General features: G+C 63.9%; 18 protein-coding genes. 16 read left to right on the top strand and 2 right to left on the bottom strand.

Annotation, left to right across the window (positions count from 1 at the left end; all coding sequences use genetic code 11):
- Positions 1-61 precede the first annotated feature (61 nt).
- From paaB to HGB41_RS09000, 14 genes are all read left to right on the top strand, one after another.
- Positions 62-346, top strand: coding sequence for a 1,2-phenylacetyl-CoA epoxidase subunit PaaB (paaB, locus tag HGB41_RS09065; RefSeq protein WP_171083342.1), 285 nt, complete (start codon positions 62-64; stop codon positions 344-346).
- A gap of 8 nt (positions 347-354) precedes the next feature.
- Positions 355-1107, top strand: a complete 753-nt coding sequence (gene paaC / locus HGB41_RS09060) for a 1,2-phenylacetyl-CoA epoxidase subunit PaaC (protein WP_171083323.1) — start codon at positions 355-357, stop codon at positions 1105-1107.
- Complete coding sequence (gene paaD / locus HGB41_RS09055) at positions 1107-1619, top strand: 1,2-phenylacetyl-CoA epoxidase subunit PaaD (RefSeq protein WP_171083321.1); 513 nt, start codon at positions 1107-1109, stop codon at positions 1617-1619. Before paaC ends, paaD begins: the two co-directional genes overlap by 1 nt.
- A 16-nt stretch (positions 1620-1635) precedes the next feature.
- The gene (gene paaE, locus HGB41_RS09050) at positions 1636-2712 is read left to right on the top strand and encodes a 1,2-phenylacetyl-CoA epoxidase subunit PaaE (RefSeq protein ID WP_171083319.1); all 1077 of its coding nucleotides are present in this window, start codon (positions 1636-1638) and stop codon (positions 2710-2712) included.
- 208 nt (positions 2713-2920) lie between these two features.
- Positions 2921-3712 carry a 2-(1,2-epoxy-1,2-dihydrophenyl)acetyl-CoA isomerase PaaG gene (gene paaG, locus HGB41_RS09045; RefSeq protein ID WP_171083317.1) on the top strand — a complete coding sequence of 264 codons (792 nt, stop codon included), beginning with the start codon at positions 2921-2923 and terminating at the stop codon, positions 3710-3712.
- A gap of 4 nt (positions 3713-3716) precedes the next feature.
- Complete coding sequence (gene paaH / locus HGB41_RS09040) at positions 3717-5255, top strand: 3-hydroxyacyl-CoA dehydrogenase PaaH (protein WP_171083315.1); 1539 nt, start codon at positions 3717-3719, stop codon at positions 5253-5255.
- Positions 5248-5685 carry a hydroxyphenylacetyl-CoA thioesterase PaaI gene (gene paaI, locus HGB41_RS09035; protein ID WP_171083313.1) on the top strand — a complete coding sequence of 146 codons (438 nt, stop codon included), beginning with the start codon at positions 5248-5250 and terminating at the stop codon, positions 5683-5685. The genes paaH and paaI overlap by 8 nt, the downstream gene beginning before the upstream one ends.
- Before the next feature lie 29 nt (positions 5686-5714).
- A complete protein-coding gene (gene paaK / locus HGB41_RS09030; protein ID WP_171083311.1) occupies positions 5715-7028 on the top strand; it encodes a phenylacetate--CoA ligase PaaK in 1314 nt (437 codons plus the stop codon).
- A gap of 16 nt (positions 7029-7044) precedes the next feature.
- Positions 7045-8262 (top strand): 3-oxoadipyl-CoA thiolase, encoded by a 1218-nt coding sequence (gene pcaF, locus HGB41_RS09025; protein WP_171083310.1) that lies wholly within the window; start codon positions 7045-7047, stop codon positions 8260-8262.
- Between the two features lie 2 nt (positions 8263-8264).
- Positions 8265-8864 carry a phenylacetic acid degradation protein PaaY gene (locus tag HGB41_RS09020; RefSeq protein WP_171083307.1) on the top strand — a complete coding sequence of 200 codons (600 nt, stop codon included), beginning with the start codon at positions 8265-8267 and terminating at the stop codon, positions 8862-8864.
- A gap of 45 nt (positions 8865-8909) precedes the next feature.
- On the top strand, positions 8910-10970 hold the full coding sequence (gene paaZ, locus HGB41_RS09015; RefSeq protein ID WP_171083304.1) for a phenylacetic acid degradation bifunctional protein PaaZ: 2061 nt from the start codon (positions 8910-8912) through the stop codon (positions 10968-10970).
- A 103-nt stretch (positions 10971-11073) separates the two neighbouring features.
- Positions 11074-12330, top strand: a complete 1257-nt coding sequence (locus HGB41_RS09010; protein ID WP_171083302.1) for an AAA family ATPase — start codon at positions 11074-11076, stop codon at positions 12328-12330.
- Positions 12330-12866, top strand: coding sequence for a hypothetical protein (locus HGB41_RS09005; RefSeq protein ID WP_171083300.1), 537 nt, complete (start codon positions 12330-12332; stop codon positions 12864-12866). Before HGB41_RS09010 ends, HGB41_RS09005 begins: the two co-directional genes overlap by 1 nt.
- Positions 12867-12965: 99 nt before the next feature.
- The gene (locus HGB41_RS09000; protein WP_171083298.1) at positions 12966-13430 is read left to right on the top strand and encodes a cupin domain-containing protein; all 465 of its coding nucleotides are present in this window, start codon (positions 12966-12968) and stop codon (positions 13428-13430) included.
- Positions 13431-13778: 348 nt separating this feature from the next.
- Here HGB41_RS09000 and HGB41_RS08995 read toward each other — a convergent pair whose 3' ends face one another.
- Together HGB41_RS08995 and argH are read right to left on the bottom strand one after the other, a co-directional pair.
- A complete protein-coding gene (locus HGB41_RS08995) occupies positions 13779-14459 on the bottom strand; it encodes an HAD-IA family hydrolase (protein ID WP_171083296.1) in 681 nt (226 codons plus the stop codon).
- A 54-nt stretch (positions 14460-14513) separates the two neighbouring features.
- A complete protein-coding gene (gene argH / locus HGB41_RS08990) occupies positions 14514-15911 on the bottom strand; it encodes an argininosuccinate lyase (RefSeq protein ID WP_171083294.1) in 1398 nt (465 codons plus the stop codon).
- 134 nt (positions 15912-16045) lie between these two features.
- Between argH and HGB41_RS08985 the strand changes: the two genes are divergently transcribed.
- Together HGB41_RS08985 and HGB41_RS08980 are read left to right on the top strand one after the other, a co-directional pair.
- Positions 16046-16651, top strand: coding sequence for a hypothetical protein (locus HGB41_RS08985; protein ID WP_229422919.1), 606 nt, complete (start codon positions 16046-16048; stop codon positions 16649-16651).
- A 103-nt stretch (positions 16652-16754) separates the two neighbouring features.
- Positions 16755-17192, top strand: a complete 438-nt coding sequence (locus tag HGB41_RS08980; RefSeq protein WP_171083292.1) for a GNAT family N-acetyltransferase — start codon at positions 16755-16757, stop codon at positions 17190-17192.

Here is a 17192-nt window from a genome sequence, read left to right as displayed (position 1 = left end):
CCGCCGACCGCGCGTTCAACTCACGCCCGCACCACCGCACACGCAACACGGAGACAAAATAATGAGCAAAGAATGGCCCCTGTGGGAAGTCTTCATCCGCAGCCAGCACGGCCTGGCCCACAAGCACGTGGGCAGCCTGCACGCACCCGACGCCGAGATGGCTGTGAATAACGCGCGCGACGTCTACACCCGCCGCAACGAAGGCGTCTCGATCTGGGTCGTGCGCGCCATCGACATCGTCGCCAGCAGCCCGAACGACAAAGAGGCGCTGTTCGAGCCGGCCAACAGCAAGGTATACCGCCACCCGACCTTCTTCCCGATGCCGGAAGAAGTCAAGAACCTGTGAGCGCAGCCGTGGACGCAAAAATCGACTACCTGCTGCGCCAGGGTGACAACGCCCTGATCCTGTCCCAGCAGCTGTGCCAGCTGTGCGGCAAGGGCCCGGCCCTCGAAGAAGACATGGCGCTGTCCAACGTCGCGCTCGACCTGCTGGGCCAGACCCGCATGTGGCTCACCTATGCCGGCGAACTGGAAGGCAAGGGCCGCGACGAAGACCGCCTGGCCTTCCACCGCGACGCGATCGAGTACCGCAACTGCCAGCTGGTGGAGCAGCCGGGCGGCAGCTATGCCGACGTCATGATGCGCCAGTTCCTGTTCGATACCTGGCACTACTTCCTGATGGATGGCCTGACCCGTTCGAGCGACCCGCGCATCGCGGAAATCGCCCAGAAGTCGATCAAGGAAGTCACTTACCACCTGCGCCGCTCCGGCGACCTGGTGGTGCGCCTGGGCGACGGCACCGATGTCAGCCACGCCAGGATGCAAACCGCGCTGGACGAGCTGTGGATGTACAGCGGCGAGATGTTCCTCTACGACGACATCGACAACGCGATGGTGGAGCAGGGCGTCGCCCCGGCTGCGGAAGCTTTGCGCAAGCAGTTCTTCGATCACCTGGCCGACGTGCTTGCTGAAGCCACCCTGGTCATGCCTTCGCCGGATGCCTGGATGCAGCGCGGCGGCAAGCAAGGCCGGCACACCGAGCGCCTCGGTTTCATCCTGGCCGAGATGCAGTTCCTGCAGCGCGCCTATCCGGGAGCGCAGTGGTAATGAACGCACCGGGCGTCACCACCGCACAGGTCTGGAGCTGGCTCGGCGAAGTCGCCGACCCGGAGATCCCGGTCATCTCGGTGGTGGACCTCGGCATCGTGCGTGACGTCGCTTTCGACGGCGACGCCTGCGTGGTGACGATCACGCCGACCTATTCCGGCTGCCCGGCGATGCAGGTGATTTCGGATTCGGTGAAGGAAGCGCTGCTGGCGAAGGGCATCGAAAACGTGCGCATCGTCAGCCGCCTGGCGCCCGCCTGGACCACCGACTGGATGAGCGAAGCCGGCAAGGCCGCCCTGAAAGGCTACGGCATCGCGCCGCCGGTGCAGCAGGCGATCGACATCAGCGGCCTGCATGCCGGCATCCGCCGCCGCGCCGCGCCCGAGGTCTCCTGCCCGAATTGCGGCTCGCCGCATACCCAATTGACGAGCGAATTCGGCTCGACGCCATGCAAGGCGCTGTACAAGTGCCTCGACTGCCGCGAGCCTTTCGATTATTTCAAGTGCCACTGAGAGCACCGAAGGAATCATGAGCAAATTCTACCCACTCACCGTGGCCAAGGTGAAGCACGAGACCCGCGACGCCATCGCCGTCACCTTCGACGTGCCGCCCGAGCTGAAACAGCAGTTCGCCTACCAGCAGGGCCAGCACCTGACCCTGCGCGCCATGATCGGCGGCGAAGACGTGCGCCGTTCCTATTCGATCTGCTCCGCGGTGCAGGACGACAGCCTGCGCGTGGCGATCAAGCGCACCACCGGCGGCCTGTTCTCGACCTGGGCCAATGAAAACCTCGAGCCCGGCGCCACGCTGGAAGTGATGCCGCCGATGGGCCACTTCAACGTGCCGTTAGATGCCGAGAGCGAGCGCCACTACCTGGCCTTTGCTGCCGGCAGCGGCATCACGCCGATCCTGTCGATCGTGAAGACCACCTTGCTGGCCGAGCCGAAGAGCCGCTTCACCATCGTCTACGGCAACCGCGCCTCGTCGAGCGTGATCTTCCGCGACGAGCTGACTGACCTCAAGGACAGCTACATGGACCGGCTCAAGCTGGTGTATGTGATGAGCCGCGAGCAGCAGGACATCGAACTGTTCAACGGCCGCATCACCGAAGAAAAATGCGGCCACTTCCTGCGCCACTGGATCGACATCCGCGACATCGACGTCGCCTTCATCTGCGGCCCCGAAGACATGATGCACGGCGTCTCGCGCTCGCTGCAGGAAGCCGGCCTGGCGAAAGAAAAGATCCGCATCGAGCTGTTCGCCGCCAGCATCCCCAAGCACGAGCACAAGCCGCGCAAGATCGAGGCAGGGGTGCAGCACCTGACCGAAGTCACCGTGATCATGGACGGCAGCGCCGCCAGCTTCACGATGGACAAGGACAAGGAGTCGCTGCTGGACGCCGGCCTGCGCGCCGGCATCGACATGCGCTACTCGTGCAAGGGCGGCGTGTGCTCGACCTGCCGCTGCAAGGTGCTCGACGGCCAGGTGGAGATGGACGTGAACTACGCGCTGGAAGACTACGAAGTCGCACGCGGGTTCGTGTTGAGCTGCCAGAGTTTTCCGATCACCGACAAGGTGGTCGTCGATTTTGATATCGCTGAATAGCCGCAGCTTTCGTTAGCACCACTCGCCTGAAGACCGTCATCCCGGCGAAGGCCGGGATCCAATTTCGTTGGTCTGCTACGAACGTCAAATTGGGTTCCGGCCTTCGCCGGAACGACGGTTTTAAGGGTAACAATAGAATTTTCTTCTCGATTGCGCGTTCGTCTTTTTCGCTCGCCGAACAAAAAACAATAAGACCTTGGAGACACCCATGACCTACGAATCCATCCAGTTCAGCATCAAGGCCGGCATCGCCCTGCTGACCCTGAACCGCCCCGATCGCCTGAACAGCTTCACCCAGGCCATGCACCTCGAAGTGCGCGACGCGCTGGAAAAACTGCAGGCCGATAAATCGGTCCGCGTACTGGTCCTGACCGGCGCCGGCCGCGGCTTCTGCGCCGGGCAAGACCTGTCGGATCGCGCCGTCGAACCGGGCGCCCGGGGCGTCGACCTCGGTGAGTCGGTCGAGAAGTTCTACGCCCCGCTGGTCCTGACGCTTAAATCTCTACCCATGCCGGTCATCTGCGCCGTCAACGGCGTGGCCGCCGGCGCCGGCGCCAACCTGGCGCTGGCCTGCGACATCGTGCTGGCCGCGAAATCGGCCAGCTTCATCGAAGCCTTCTGCAAACTCGGTCTGATCCCGGACACCGGCGGCACCTGGCATTTGCCGCGCCTGATCGGCCATGCACGCGCCACGGGCCTGGCCATGCTGGGCGATAAACTCAGCGCCGAGAAGGCCGAGCAGTGGGGCCTGATCTGGGCCTGCGTCCCGGACGAAGCGCTGATGGACCAGGCCATGGCCATGGCCGAGCATTTCGCCGCCGCTGCAACCCGCGGCCTGGCCTTTACCAAGAAGGCGCTGAACGCGAGCTATGCCAACACCCTGCCGGAACAGCTCAAGCTGGAAGGCGAGATGATGCGCGAACTGGGCTACACCCACGACTACCGCGAAGGCGTGGCCGCCTTCATCGCCAAGCGCCCGGCGCACTTCAAGGGAGAGTAAGGATATGCAGGCACTCCCTAAGGGAAGCATCGTCGCCGTGGTCGGCAGCGGCGCCATGGGCTCCGGCATTGCGCAGGTGGCGGCCAGCGCCGGTCACGAGGTGCTGCTGTTCGATACCCGTATCGAGGCGGCCGACAAGGCCGTGGCGGAGATCGGCAAGACCTACGCCAAGCTGGTGGAAAAAGGCCGCATGAGCGCGGCGGACGCCGATGCGGCGCATGCGCGCTTGAAACGCATCGCCACGCTGCAGGAAGCGAAAGGAGCCGCGCTGGTGGTCGAAGCCATCGTCGAGAACCTCGATGCCAAGCGCGCGCTGTTCCTTGAGCTGGAAGCCATCGTCGGCGACGACTGCATCCTGGCGACGAACACCTCGTCGATCTCCGTCACCGCCATCGCCGCACCGCTGCGCCGCCCGGAACGGCTGGTCGGCATGCACTTCTTTAACCCGGTGCCGCTCATGGCGTTGGTCGAAGTCATCAGCGGCATCGCCACCGACAAAGCCGTCGCGGACACCGTCTACGCTACCTCGCAAGCCTGGGGCAAGAACCCGGTGCATGCGAAATCCACGCCCGGCTTCATCGTCAACCGCGTCGCCCGCCCATACTACGCCGAAGCGCTGCGCCTCCTGCTGGAGGGCGCGTCGGACCACGCCACGCTGGACGCCGTGATGCGTGACTGCGGCGGCTTCCGCATGGGGCCTTTCGAGCTGATGGACCTGATCGGCCACGACGTGAACTTCTCGGTGACGAATTCGGTGTACGCCGCCTATTTCGGCGACCCGCGCTTCACGCCCTCGATCCTGCAGCAGGAGCTGGTGAACGCCGGCTTCCTCGGCCGCAAGACGGGCCGTGGCTTCTACCGCTACGGCGATAACGTCGAAAAGCCGGCCGTGCAAACGGAAGCGCCGCAAGCCCGGCCCGCGTCGGTGTCTATTGTCGGCAATGAATCCTCGCAGCTGGCACCGCTGGCTGCACGCCTGGCAAGCGCGGGCTTCGACCTGCCGCGTGAAGAAACGCTGGACTGCACGCCGGGCTTCGTATGCCAGGGCGCTGCCGTTTACCTGAGCGACGGCCGCAGCGCCACCGAGCGCGCCGCCGAAAGCTGGCATCCGGACACCGTCACCTATGACCTGCTGCTTGACGCCTCCAAGGCCACCCGCGTCGCGCTGGCGCGCGCCGACCAGTGCAGCGATGAAGCCTACAAGGCGGTCGTCGGCATGTTCCAGGCCGCCGGTTTCGCCGTCACGCGTTTCGACGACGTGCCCGGCATGCTGGTGATGCGCACCGTCGCCATGCTGGCCAACGAGGCAGCCGATGCAGTGAACCAGGGCGTGTGCAGCGCCAGCGCCGTCGATATCGCCATGCAGAAGGGCGTCAACTACCCGCGCGGCCCGCTGGCCTGGGCCGACAGCGTCGGCCTGCAGCAGGTCGTCACCGTGCTGGCCAACCTTGCCGCCACCTATGGCGAAGACCGCTACCGCGTGTCGCCGCTGCTACGCCGCAAGCTGGCCGCGAATCCCGACGGAGCACGCTTCCATGCATAGCAATGCGCAAGCGCTGGCCGAACTGGCCGGCAAGACCATGTACGAGCGCGACCAGGCCACGCAGGCGCTGGGCATGACGCTCGATGAGATCCGCCCGGGATATGCGCGCATGTCGATGCCGGTACGCGCCGACATGCTCAACGGGCATGCGACCTGCCACGGCGGCTATATCTTCATGCTGGCAGACAGCGCCTTCGCCTTCGCCTGCAACTCGCATAACTACAATACCGTGGGGGCCGGCTGCACCATCGATTACCTGTCCCCGGGGCGCGAAGGCGACGTGCTGGTGGCCGAAGGCGTCGAGCAGGCCTTGCAGGGCAAGACCGGCGTCTACGACATCGCCGTGACCAACCAGCACGGCCGCACGGTGGCGCTGTTCCGTGGGAAGTCGCACCGCGTCAGCGGCATGGTGGCCGAAGTCCAGCTATAAGCATTTCGCAAGACAATCAGGAGGTCGAGATGGTCCAGAAAATCCCTGCTCCCGGCGAGCTGGAACCGATCGAACGCGCCAGCCGCGACGAACTGCAGGCCTTGCAGCTCGAGCGCCTGAAGTGGTCGCTGCATCACGCCTACGAAAACGTGCCGCACTACCGCGCCGCCTTCGACGCGGCGGGCGTGCATCCGGAAGACCTCAAGTCCCTGGGCGACCTTGCGAAATTCCCGTTCACCGACAAGAAGACCCTGCGCGACAACTACCCGTTCGGCCTGTTCGCGGTGCCGCGCGAGCAGGTGGTGCGCATCCACGCATCGAGCGGTACCACCGGCAAGGCCACCGTGGTCGGCTACACCCAGCGCGATATCGACACCTGGGCCGGCGTGGTCGCGCGCTCGATCCGCGCCGCCGGCGGCCGTGCCGGCGACATGGTGCATATCTCCTACGGCTACGGCCTGTTCACCGGCGGCCTGGGCGCGCACTACGGCGCCGAAAAACTCGGCTGCACGGTGATCCCGATGTCGGGCGGCCAGACCGAAAAGCAGGTGCAGCTGATCCAGGATTTCAAGCCCTCGATCATCATGGTCACGCCCTCGTACATGCTGAACATCATCGAGGAATTCACGCGCCAGGGGATCGACCCTGCTCAGTCTTCGCTCAAGGTCGGCATTTTTGGGGCCGAGCCCTGGACCGATGCGATGCGCAGCGAAATCGAAACCCGCGCCGGCATCGATGCGGTCGACATCTACGGCCTGTCCGAAGTGATGGGCCCGGGCGTGGCCAGCGAATGCATCGAGAGCAAGGATGGCCCGGTGATCTGGGAAGACCATTTCTACCCCGAGATCATTGTCCCGGACACCGGCGAAGTGCTGCCGGACGGCGCGGAAGGCGAGCTGGTATTCACCTCGCTGTCCAAGGAAGCGCTGCCGGTCATCCGCTACCGCACCCGTGACCTGACCCGCCTGCTGCCGCCAAGCTCGCGCTCGATGCGCCGCATGGCGCGCATCACGGGCCGCTCGGACGACATGCTGATCATCCGCGGCGTGAACGTGTTCCCGAGCCAGATCGAAGAGATCATTTTAAAAATACCGGCGCTGGCACCGCAATACCAGCTGGTGGTGGCGCGCGACGGCCACCTCGATACGCTCGAAGTGCTGGGCGAACTGCGTGACGGTGCGCTGTCATCGAGCGACGTGGAGCTGCTGTCCCGCGAACTCCAGCACAGTATCAAGACCTATGTGGGCGTGACCACGCGCGTGACCCTGGTGCCGCCGCAAGGCATCGAGCGCACGCTGACCGGCAAGGCCCGGCGGGTGGTCGACAAGCGTCCCAAACACTAAATAACCAGGAGATTCCATGAACGACGCCTTCATCTGCGACGCCATCCGCACCCCATTCGGACGCTACGGCGGTTCGCTGTCGACGGTCCGCGCCGACGACCTGGGCGCGCTGCCGATCGCCGCCCTCATCGCCCGCAACAAGGACGTTGACTGGGCGGCCATCGATGACCTGTTCTACGGCTGCGCCAACCAGGCCGGCGAAGACAACCGCAATGTCGGCCGCATGGCCGCGCTGCTGGCCGGGCTGCCGCAGGAAGTTCCGGGCAATACCATCAACCGCCTGTGCGGTTCCGGCATGGACGCCGTCGGCACCGCCGCGCGTGCGATCCGCGCCGGCGAAGCGAACCTGATTATCGCCGGCGGCGTCGAGAGCATGACCCGCGCACCGTTCGTGATGGCCAAGGCCGACAGCGCCTTCTCGCGCGCCGCCAAGATCGAGGACACCACCTTGGGCTGGCGCTTCGTCAATCCGCTGATGAAGGCGAAGTACGGCATCGATTCGATGCCGGAGACTGCCGAGAACGTGGCGCGCGAATTCAACATCAGCCGCGCGGACCAGGACGCATTCGCACTGCGCAGCCAGCAGCGCTGGGCGCAGGCCCATGCCGCCGGCTTCTTCAAGGAAGAGATCGTGCCGGTCACGATTCACGGGAAGCCTTCGCGCAGCGGCGGCGGTGAATCGCGCGTCTTCGACACCGACGAGCAGCCGCGCGAGACCAGCCTGGAAGCACTGGGCAAACTAAAGGGCGTGGTCGCGCCGGACGGCTCGGTCAGCGCCGGCAACGCGTCGAGCCTGAACGACGGCGCCTGCGCACTGCTGCTGGCCTCAGGCGATGCTGCCGCACGCTATGGTTTGACGCCACGCGCGCGCGTCGTCGGCATGGCCACCGCCGGCCTGGCGCCGCGCATCATGGGCTTCGGCCCGGCGCCGGCGGTGAAGAAGTTGCTGGCCCAGACCGGCCTGCGGCTCGACCAGATGGACGTGATCGAACTGAACGAAGCGTTTGCTGCACAAGGCCTGGCCGTAACGCGCGACCTCGGCCTGCCGGACGATGCGGCCCACGTAAACCCGAACGGCGGCGCGATCGCGCTCGGCCACCCGCTCGGCGCTTCCGGCGCCCGCCTGGTGACCACCGCGGTCAACCAGTTGCACCGCACCGGCGGCCGCTACGCGCTGTGCACCATGTGCATTGGCGTGGGGCAGGGCATCGCCATCATCGTCGAGCGGGTATAAGCATGGTCAAGGTGTACGAGATCAATGGCGTGCGGCCGGTGGTGCATCCGACCGCCTACGTGCACCCGTCGGCGGTGCTGATCGGCGACGTGATCGTCGGCCCGCGCTGCTATATCGGCCCGCTGGCCTCGATGCGCGGCGACTTCGGGCGCCTGATCCTGGAAGAGGGCGCCAACCTGCAGGACACCTGCGTGATGCATGGCTTCCCGGGCGAAGACACCGTGGTCGAAGTCGACGGCCACATCGGCCACGGCGCGGTGCTGCACGGCTGCCGCGTCATGCGCAACGCGATGGTGGGCATGAATGCGGTGGTGATGGACAAGGCCGTGGTCGGCGAAGAATCGATCGTGGCGGCCATGAGTTTCGTGAAGGCGGGGATGATCATCCCGCCGCGCAGCATGGTGATGGGCGCGCCCGCGAAGATCATGCGCGAGCTGACCGACGAGGACGTGAAGTGGAAAAGCTTCGGCACGCGGCAATACCACGAGCTGAACGTGCGCTCGCTGCAGACGATGCGCGAGGTCGACGCCTTCAGCGAAGTGGAGCCCGGCCGCCGCGGCATCGACTTCGATATGGCGGAGCGGCACAAGCCGAAGGCCTGAACAAACCGGATGCATTGAAAAGACAACTGAACGGAGACTAAGAACATGGGCAACATCGCAACCCTGCAAAGCCTGATCGCCGGCCGCTGGCACGGCCTTGAGGCACTCACCCCGCTGCATAGCGCGCTGGACAACGAACTGATCTTCCACACGCACGCTGAGAAGATCGATTTCGACGAAGCCCTGGTCTACGCCCGCAAGACCGGCGTGAAGGGAATGATGGCGCTCGACTTCCAGAAGCGCGCCCAGTGCCTGAAAGCCCTGGCGCTCTACATGATGGAGCGTAAGGAAGAGCTGTACGAGATCTCGCACCTGACCGGCGCCACCCGCGCGGACAGCTGGGTCGACGTCGAAGGCGGCATCGGCACCCTGTTCGCCTACGCCAGCATGGGCGGGCGCGAGCTGCCGTCCTCGAACGTGCTGCACGAAGGCCCGGCGATTGCCCTGGGCAAGCGCGGCGGCTTCGCCGGCACCCACATCCTGGTGCCGCGCGGCGGCGTGGCGGTGCACATCAACGCCTTCAATTTCCCGATCTGGGGCATGCTCGAAAAATTCGCACCGAGCTTCCTGGCCGCGATGCCCTGCATCGTCAAGCCGGCCACGGCGACCAGCTACCTGACCCATGCCACCGTCAAGATGATGATGGAATCAAGCCTGCTGCCGGAAGGCGCGCTGCAGCTGGTCATCGGCAGCACTGGCGACCTGCTGGACCGCATGGGCGGCTTCGACGCCGTCACCTTCACCGGCTCGGCCGACACCGCCGCCAAGCTGCGCGCCAACCCGAACCTGATCCGCAATTCGGTTCCGTTCACGGCCGAAGCCGACTCGCTCAACTGCGCGATCCTGGCGCCGGACGTCACGCCCGACGATCCGGAATTCGACCTGTTCGTGAAGGAAGTCGCGCGCGAGATGACCGGCAAGGCCGGCCAGAAGTGCACCGCGATCCGCCGCGTCATCGTGCCCGAGCAGCATGTCGACGCGGTTGGCGAACGCCTGCGCGAGCGCCTGGCCAGGATCACGGTCGGCAACCCGAAGATGGAAGGCGTGCGCATGGGCGCGCTGGCCTCGATGGACCAGCACCGCGACGTGTCGGAACGCGTCGAGATGCTCGCGCGCGGCAATGAGTTCTTGTTCAGCGCGCGCGATGGTTTCAACCCGGTGGGCGAGAATTGCGCGAATGGCGCCTTCTTCTCCCCAACCCTGATCCTGTGCCGTAACGCGATGGTCAACGATGCGGTGCACGACGTCGAAGCCTTCGGCCCGGTGTCCACCTTGATGACCTACCGCGACATCGACGAAGGCCTGGCCCTGGCCGCGCGCGGCAAGGGCAGTCTGGTGAGCACGCTGGTCACGAAAGACCCGGCGATCGCCGCGTACGCAGTGCCGATGGCGGCTGCCTCGCACGGCCGCGTCCACATCCTCGACCGCGAATCGGCGGTGGACTCCACCGGCCACGGCTCGCCGCTGCCGCAGCTCAAGCATGGCGGTCCGGGCCGCGCCGGCGGGGGCGAAGAGCTGGGCGGCATCCGCGCCGTCAAGCACTTCCTGCAGCGCGCCGCAGTGCAAGGCTCGCCGACCATGCTGGCTGCCGTCACCGGCGAATACGTGCGCGGTGGCGCCGTCAAGGAAAGCGACCTGCACCCGTTCCGCCGTCATTTCGAAGAGCTCGAAGTGGGCCACTCGCTGCTGACCCACCGCCGCACCGTGAGCGAGGCCGACATCGTCAACTTCGGCGGCGTCTCGGGCGACTATTTCTACATGCACTTCGACGACATCGCGGCCAAGGACACCCAGTTCGGCAAGCGCATTGCGCACGGCTATTTCGTGCTGTCGGCAGCGGCCGGCCTGTTCGTGTCGCCGGCGCCGGGCCCGGTGCTGGCCAACTACGGCCTGGACAACCTGCGCTTCGTGGCGCCGGTGGCCATCGGCGACACCATCCGCGCGCGCCTGACCTGCAAGCGCAAGGTCGACCGCAACCGCACGGACGAGCAGGGCCGCGGCCAGGGCGTGGTGGCCTGGGACGTGCAGGTGACGAATCAACACGACGAACTGGTGGCGAGTTACGATATCCTGACGCTGGTACAAAAACGGGTCATTAATACATAAGCCGTGAGCGCGAGCTAACGTCCTCAGTGACGGGGAGCGGAGGGCTTTTACTCAGACGTTGTCGCATGTAAAATCTTCAAGCTCCCTCGTCACAGGAAATCTTATGCCACGCACTAAATCCGAAAAACCTGCAACTACTCCGGCCCCCCGCAAGTTACGCAAGAAAAGCTGCAGGTTGGTGGTCGATCATATTGGCCCGATCAAGCATGCGGATGTGGAGTTCGGAGACCTCACCGTGATCGTCGGCCCGCAGGCCACCGGCAAGAGCATCTTCCTTCAAACGCTCAAACTTTTAATCGACAGGGAACATATCCACGATATGTTCCAGCATCACAGCATGTCATTCAACGGCAGTCCTGATGCGTTCCTCGAAGGGTATTTCGGGCGAGGCATGGCTGGAGCCTGGGCAAAGCAATCTGCTATATCTTGGAATGGAAAACCGGCGACGTTTCACGAGTACGCCGCGCCAACCAGATCTAAGGTCAGGCATGAACGGCTTTTCTATATCCCCGCGCAGCGGGTTATGAGTTTGCCTAGCGGTGTATCGCAGAACTTCGGCCAGTTCAATTATGGCGATCCCTATGCATTACGAGCTTTCAGCGATGCCGTTCACGACCTTATCCAAAATGAATTCGGTGCGCGTGGCGAGCTATTCCCGGCATCGAACAAGCTCAACGATACTCTTCGAAAACCGATCAGTGACCACCTGTTTGGAGGCAACACGCTGATTGTTGACGACAAGGACTTTACCAAACGCTTAGCGCTCAGCGTGCCTGGACAGAAGAACTCACTCGGCTTTTTGTCATGGTCAGCAGGGCAACGCGAATTTACTCCCATGTTGATGGGAGTGTATTGGCTGTGCTCGGGACCTACGAAACGCCGAACCGGGGCGACCATAGCCGAGACGATCGAATGGGTCGTGATCGAAGAGCCGGAGATGGGCTTACATCCGCAAGGTGTTGCGGCAGTGCTTCTCTTGGTGTTGGAGTTGCTGCGAAAGAATTATCGCGTCGTGTTGTCGACTCATTCGACCGTCGTACTTGAAATGGTGTGGGCTCTGCAGGAATTCAAGAAGCTCAAGGGTACGGAGGCCGATGTGAGGACCTTGTTTGACCTGTCCGCATCACCAAAGGCAAAGGAGCTAGGAGCGACCGCGCTAACTAAGGACTACCGCGTTTATTTCTTTGACAGGGACAAGGCGGTTCGCGATATTTCTCACCTTAGTCCGGGTGCAGAAGACGACGCTGAAGCTGAATGGGGCGGTCTCTCCGGCTTTTCGAGCAGGACGAATTCGGCGATTGCCGAGGCCGTCAACCGCGCATCCTTGCGGTCGCGCCGCTCAAGCTCGGCAGAGAGCTGATGATGGCGACAAAAGCTACTGGTCCGCGTAAGAAGGCTGCCGATCCTGTATCGCAATTTGAGACGGGATGCAAAAAGGCAGGAATAACACATGAGGTTGGAAAACAAGCGGTCGAAGCTGCCTATTCAAGCCACATCGACGCAATCAATGGAAAATTCACACATAGCGTTGATCTCGACAAGCATTTCAAACCATCTGAGCCGGAAAGTCCAAGGTGGGATTACGGCTTAGGTGTTAGGTTCTCCAACGGTGTTGAGGTGGCGGTCTGGATTGAGCCGCATCCTGCATCGAGCACGGGAGAAGTTAACAGCATGTTGGCGAAGTTGGGCTGGTTAAAGAAAAAATTAGATTCGCCGTCTTTTTCCGAATTGCGAGACTTGCGCGATGCAGCTGGCAGGCTGGGAGTCAATCCTTATCGGTGGCAAGTAACGCAGACGGGCGATAACCGCATCACCGCACAGAGCAAAGAGGCGCGTATGCTCGCGAAGGCAGGGTTAGAGATGCCGAGCCGTCATATCAAGCTCAAGTTAAAGTAGATCATTGCGTGTCGAAGGCATGTGTCACCGCGGATGCCATGTTGTCGATATCTCTTGTATATTGCTGTCACTAAGTACAACAACCATCGGAGACCTTGCATGTCGAGACTGGACCTGAGCAGCATTCCCGTACTGAAGAGCACCGGCTATCCTGAGCCCTTCGCCGAGTTGGTGGACGGACGCACCAGGCAGGCGCTGGGCGAGGCCGGTGGCTTGAGCCAGCTCGGCGTGAACCTGGTCGAGCTCCAGCCCGGCGCGGCTTCGTCGCAGCGCCACTGGCATTCGCACGAGGAAGAATTCGTGATGGTGGTGTCGGGGGAACTGGTGCTGGTGACCGACGAAGGGGAAACCCTGATGCGGGCCGGCGACTGCGCGGCCTTCCCGGCGGGTCGGCCGAACGGCCATCACCTGCTCAACCGCAGCTGGGGTGCGGGCGTGTTTCTGGTAGCGGGAACGCGGGTGAAGGAAGACGTGGCGACCTATCCGGACGTGGACCTGCGCTATGACGGCGCCACCGATTCATACGCGCACAAGGACGGCACGCCCTATCCGCCGCGCGGCTAAGTGGCCGAGCCGTCAAGCGCTGTGCGTCAGTTCAGCTTGCGCGCATAGCGTTGCCGGATGTGCTGGCTGACGAAGGTCGACAGCCCCCGGCCTTCGCGCGCCAGTTCCTGCATCTTTGCAATATTTTCGGGACCGGCACTGCGCCCGGTGTAGAGATAGCGGTCGCCTCCTGTGAACTGGATAGTGATCGAATCGTCGCCCAGCTCATAGGCGGTGACGCCGGATTCCCCGCTCTGGTTCCTGTAGCGATGGATGTCGCTCCCCCATTCTGTGTGTCCGAACCATGTATATTGGGTTTGGTCCGCGCCCCCACAAGTAAGGGGGCGAGCTTGCCCCGGGGAAGTGCGCTTACAGGATCTTGCGCCGTACCCGCAGCATGCCGTTCTCGGTCAGCACTGCCTGCAGGTGGGCATAGTCGGCCACGCCGGCCGAGCGCGTCTCGACCGGATGCGTATGGGTGGCAGTGACGACGATGCTGTCCATGCCTGCCGACTCTGCAGCCTGCAGGCCGATCGGCGTGTCCTCGAACACCAGGCAATCCTGCGGGTTCACGCCCAGCATCTTCGCGCCCAGCAGGAAAGGATCCGGCGCCGGCTTGCCGTGCCGGACGTCTTCGGCCGAGATCAACAGGGGCGGCAGGGGCAGGCCGGCGGCGGCGATGCGCGCCGTGGCCAGCGCACGCGAGGCCGAGGTGACGATCGCCCAGCGGTCAAGCGGCAGGCTGGCCAGGAAGGCGCCCACGCCGCGAATTTCTTCGATGTCACCCACGTCCTCGATCTCCGCCAGCGCGATGTACATGGCCTGGGCCACCGGGTCGACGCCGGGCAGGCCGAGGTTGCGGATGGTGTCTTCGGTGCGCTTGCCGTGGATGGTCGGTACGAAGGCAACCGGGTCGAGCCCATGGCTGAGCGCCCAGGCGCTCCAGACCCGCTCGGCGGACTTGATCGAGGTGAGGATGGTGCCGTCCATGTCGAACAGGAAGGCGGCGTATTCGCGGGCGGGGAGGATGGAGGGGTTGGTGGGTGACATGGGAGTTCTCCGGGTTTGCGTAGGGTGGGCGGGAGACCCGCCCACCCTACAAAATCATTCGGCTAATTGACTACGCACCCGTTCAATCGCCTTGCGCACCTGGTCCGGCGCGGTCCCACCGACGTGATCACGCGCCGCCACCGAACCTTCCAGCGTCAGCACCGCAAACACATCCTGCTCGATCAGCGGCGAAAATTCACGCAGGGTTTCCAGCGACATCTCGGACAAATCCACCTTCGCCACATCGCAGGCGCGCACCGCATGCGCCACCGCTTCGTGCGCATCGCGGAAGGGCAGGCCCTTCTTGACCAGGTAGTCGGCCAGGTCGGTCGCGGTCGCATAGCCCTGCAGCGCGGCGGCGCGCATGTTCTCGGCCTTGACCGTGATGCCGCCCGCCATGTCGGCGAAGATACGCAGCGTGTCAGTAACCGTGTCGACGGTGTCGAACAGCGGCTCCTTGTCTTCCTGGTTGTCCTTGTTGTAGGCCAGCGGCTGGCCTTTCATCAGGACCAGCAGGCCGTTCAGGTGGCCGTAGACGCGGCCGGTCTTGCCACGCGCCAGTTCCGGCACGTCCGGGTTCTTTTTCTGCGGCATGATCGACGAGCCGGTGCAGAAGCGGTCGGCGATGTCGATGAAGCCGATGCGCGGGCTCATCCACATGACCAGCTCTTCCGAAAAGCGCGAGACGTGCATCATGATCAGGGAAGCTGCGGCGGTGAACTCGATGGCAAAATCGCGGTCCGACACTGCGTCGAGCGAGTTGTGGCAGACGTCGTCGAAGCCGAGCGTCTTGGCCACGCGCAGGCGGTCGATCGGGAAGGTGGTGCCGGCCAGGGCGGCGGCGCCCAGCGGCAGGCGGTTCACGCGGCGGCGCGCATCCTGCATGCGCTCGGCGTCGCGGCCGAACATCTCGACATAGGCCAGCATGTGGTGCCCAAACGTGATGGGTTGGGCCACCTGCAGGTGGGTAAAGCCCGGCATGATGGTGTCGACGTGGCGCTCGGCGAGGTCCGTCAATGCGCTGCGTAGGCCAGCCAGCAGCACCAGGATGTCGTCGATCGCCGCACGCACGTACAAACGGATGTCGGTCGCCACCTGGTCGTTGCGCGAACGGCCGGTATGCAAACGCTTGCCGGCGTCGCCCACCAGTTCGGTCAGGCGCTTTTCGATGTTCAGGTGGACGTCTTCCAGGTCCAGCAGCCACTCGAAGCTGCCGGCTTCGATCTCGCCCTTGATCTGCGCCATGCCGCGCTCGATTTCCGTGCGGTCTTCCTGGCCGATGATGCCTTGCGCGGCCAGCATCTCGGCATGCGCGAGGGAACCCTGGATGTCGAACTGCGCCAAGCGCTTGTCGAAGAAGACGGACGCGGTATAGCGTTTGACGAGATCGGAAACGGGTTCGGAGAAACGCGCCGACCAGGCTTCGGCTTTCTTGGAGAATTGTTCGTTCATGGTGGGGTCCCAGTGTGGTATCCCACGATTATAACTGGCTCGCCGAAGCCCTATCCGTAGTGGGTGACAAGCCTCCGGAAATGCGTAATGATGTCGTTACGGATTCATCAAAAGACAATAAAGCAGGGGGAGACATGCATCGATTGGCCCAGCTCGGCCTGGCGGCAGCGTTGACGATGGCGGCCTGCGTGCCGGCAATGGCGCAACAGGCGGCACCCACGGCGCCAGCCGCGCTAGCGGCACCGGCGGCTCCCGTTGCACCAGCAACACCCGCCATGCCCGCAGCCCGCCCGGCCGACGTCGCCTCGATCGATGCCATCGTCGCCGCGGTCTACGAGGTCATTTCCGGCCCGGCCGGCGCGCCGCGCGACTGGAACCGCATGCGTTCCCTGTTTGCCCCGGAAGGCCGCATGGCCGCGATCGGCATGCGTCCCGACGGCAGCTATCCGCTGCGGATGATGACGCCCGACGACTACATCGCCCGCAACACCAAGGCCTTCGCGACGACGGGTTTCTTCGAGACCGAACTGGCGCGCAGGGTCGAGACCTTTGGCCAGGTCGCCCACGTCTTCAGCACCTATGAAGCGCGGCACGCGGCGAACGATGCCAAGCCGTTCATGCGCGGCGTCAACAGCATTCAGCTGGTCCATGATGGCAAGCGCTGGTACGTGCTGAGCCTGCTATGGCGGGCGGAAGACGCGGCACTGCAGCTGCCGGAGCGCTACCTGCGCAACGGATGAGCTGTGCGATGGACGCCCGCCAGGCATTGCCCCGAGCGTTCAATTGAATGTTATGCATCATGCAAACAGCGCTAGAATTGATTTTTTCGCTAGAACGGTTCCCATGATTACCAACGATTCCAGCTTCCAGGTCAGTACCGACCAGACGCAGCTCGACATTCCGATGATCTACCGCTTCCTGAGCGAGCAGGCAACCTGGGCCATCGGCATTTCGCGCCCGGTCGTCGAGCGCGCCATCGAAAACTCGCTCTGTTTCGGCGCCTACCTCGACGGACGCCAGATCGGGTTCGCGCGGGTCATCACCGATTTCGCCACCTTCGCCAACCTCGTCGACCTGTTCGTGCTGCCGGAATACCGCGGCCAGGGTTATGGAAAGCAGCTGGTCGGCGTTGTGCTGCGCCATCCCAGCCTGCAAAAGCTGCGCCGCTTCACGCTCGCCACCAATGACGCGCATGGCCTCTACGAGCGCTTCGGCTTCACCGCGCCCAAGCAGCCCGAGACCCTGATGGAACGTTACTTCCCGAACATTTATTTGTCCTGA

The organism is Telluria aromaticivorans, assembly GCF_013003915.1.
Lineage (GTDB): Bacteria > Pseudomonadota > Gammaproteobacteria > Burkholderiales > Burkholderiaceae_D > Telluria > Telluria aromaticivorans.
Note: the sequence above shows the minus strand (reverse complement) of the source record. Positions and strands in the feature narration are given on the sequence as shown.

Bases quoted from the DNA above. Each gene is read 5' to 3' on its own strand.
- paaB (WP_171083342.1), top strand. From the start codon at position 62: ATGAGCAAAGAATGGCCCCTGTGGGAAGTCTTCATCCGCAGCCAGCAC.
- paaD (WP_171083321.1), top strand. From the start codon at position 1,107: ATGAACGCACCGGGCGTCACCACCGCACAGGTCTGGAGCTGGCTCGGC.
- paaE (WP_171083319.1), top strand. From the start codon at position 1,636: ATGAGCAAATTCTACCCACTCACCGTGGCCAAGGTGAAGCACGAGACC.
- paaG (WP_171083317.1), top strand. From the start codon at position 2,921: ATGACCTACGAATCCATCCAGTTCAGCATCAAGGCCGGCATCGCCCTG.
- paaH (WP_171083315.1), top strand. From the start codon at position 3,717: ATGCAGGCACTCCCTAAGGGAAGCATCGTCGCCGTGGTCGGCAGCGGC.
- paaI (WP_171083313.1), top strand. From the start codon at position 5,248: ATGCATAGCAATGCGCAAGCGCTGGCCGAACTGGCCGGCAAGACCATG.
- paaK (WP_171083311.1), top strand. From the start codon at position 5,715: ATGGTCCAGAAAATCCCTGCTCCCGGCGAGCTGGAACCGATCGAACGC.
- pcaF (WP_171083310.1), top strand. From the start codon at position 7,045: ATGAACGACGCCTTCATCTGCGACGCCATCCGCACCCCATTCGGACGC.
- HGB41_RS09020 (WP_171083307.1), top strand. From the start codon at position 8,265: ATGGTCAAGGTGTACGAGATCAATGGCGTGCGGCCGGTGGTGCATCCG.
- paaZ (WP_171083304.1), top strand. From the start codon at position 8,910: ATGGGCAACATCGCAACCCTGCAAAGCCTGATCGCCGGCCGCTGGCAC.
- HGB41_RS09010 (WP_171083302.1), top strand. From the start codon at position 11,074: ATGCCACGCACTAAATCCGAAAAACCTGCAACTACTCCGGCCCCCCGC.
- HGB41_RS09005 (WP_171083300.1), top strand. From the start codon at position 12,330: ATGATGGCGACAAAAGCTACTGGTCCGCGTAAGAAGGCTGCCGATCCT.
- HGB41_RS09000 (WP_171083298.1), top strand. From the start codon at position 12,966: ATGTCGAGACTGGACCTGAGCAGCATTCCCGTACTGAAGAGCACCGGC.
- HGB41_RS08995 (WP_171083296.1), bottom strand. From the start codon at position 14,459: ATGTCACCCACCAACCCCTCCATCCTCCCCGCCCGCGAATACGCCGCC.
- argH (WP_171083294.1), bottom strand. From the start codon at position 15,911: ATGAACGAACAATTCTCCAAGAAAGCCGAAGCCTGGTCGGCGCGTTTC.
- HGB41_RS08985 (WP_229422919.1), top strand. From the start codon at position 16,046: ATGCATCGATTGGCCCAGCTCGGCCTGGCGGCAGCGTTGACGATGGCG.
- HGB41_RS08980 (WP_171083292.1), top strand. From the start codon at position 16,755: ATGATTACCAACGATTCCAGCTTCCAGGTCAGTACCGACCAGACGCAG.